Origin of the sequence: Methylobacterium sp. CCH5-D2 (assembly GCF_001556475.1) — a bacterium.
Classification (GTDB): Bacteria; Pseudomonadota; Alphaproteobacteria; order Rhizobiales; family Beijerinckiaceae; genus Methylobacterium; species Methylobacterium hispanicum.
Genome location: NZ_LSIX01000096.1, coordinates 1 through 1,214 on the forward strand (window position 1 = coordinate 1; position 1,214 = coordinate 1,214).

At 75.5% G+C, this 1,214-nt stretch carries 1 protein-coding gene; it reads right to left on the reverse strand.

Annotated elements, in window-relative coordinates; translation table 11 throughout:
* Window positions 1-1,038: DNA repair exonuclease (locus tag AX737_RS02080; RefSeq protein WP_066918624.1), on the reverse strand; the 1,038-nt coding region annotated here is incomplete at its 3' end.
* Window positions 1,039-1,214: the final 176 nt, after the last annotated feature.

The window sequence follows — 1,214 nt, forward strand, 5'->3', positions numbered from 1 at the left end:
GCCCGCCGGGGCGGGGAGGGGGCTCCGGGGACGGCGCGTCTCGATCTTCAGGCGCTCCAGCCAGACGTCCTCGTGGACCCGGTGGGCCGCGGCCTGGATCTCGGCCGCGAGCCCGTCGCGGTCGGCGGCGAGCCGGTCGTGGGCCGGCGTCTCGCCCGTGAGGTGGATCCGCACCGCGGCGAGGCGGCCCGCGCTCTCGGCGGCGAGGGGGCGGAGCGCCGCCTCGACCCGGGCGACCGCCGCGCGCTCGTCCCCGGCCTCCGCGAGATCGACCGCGAGGCGGTGGAAGCGGGCCCGGTCCACGATGATGCGCTCCAGGCCCGCGACGCGCCCGTCCGCGACGGTGACGGCGACGGCGCCCTTCGGGCCGCACTCGCGCACGCTGCGGCCCTGCAGGTTGCCGGGGAAGACGATCCAGGGATCCCGGGCGAGCTCGGCGTATTCGTGGATGTGGCCGAGCGCCCAGTAGCCGTAATCCTTGGCCGCCAGATCCGCGACGGAGCAGGGCGCGTAGGTCTCGTGCGCGGCGTGGCCGGTGCAGGAGGTGTGGAGCAACCCGACGTTGAACCAGCCCGGCACGGCGGCCGGGTAGGTGAGGGCGTAGTTCTCCGGCACGGCCCGGTTCGGGAAGGAGCGGCCGTGGATCGCGACCTTCAGGTGGTCGAGCCGGTGGGTGTCGGCCCGGGTCGGCGGAAAGGTGTGGACGGAGGCCGGCAGGCTGATCGCCCGGGTGATCACGCTCTCGGCGTCGTGGTTGCCGCGCACGAGGAAGACCGGGATGCCGGCCCGGTCGAGCCGGGCCACTTGGCGCGCGAAGAACAGCCCGATCGTGTTGTCGGCCCAGTCGCCGTCGTAGACGTCGCCCGCGATCACCAAGAAGGCGACCGCGCGCGCGATCGCCTCGGAGACGAGATCCTCGAAGGCCTGCCGCCCGGCCGCGGCGAGGCGCCGGGCGATCTCGGGATCGCGCGCGGCCAGCCCGCTCAAGGGGCTGCCGAGATGCAGGTCGGCGGCGTGGATGAAGGTGAACCGGCTCATGCCCGGGTCCTGGCCCGCGTGGTCGCTACGTCCCGGGCACGCCGGTGGCCCGCGGGGGTGCCCGCTGGCGGGGGCGGCTGTCAACGGGCGGGCCCACGCGCGTTCGGCTCCGCGCGTCCGAGACGCCGGAGGCATGGCCGAGAGGGAGACGCGGGACGCCGCGGAACCCTTGAGGA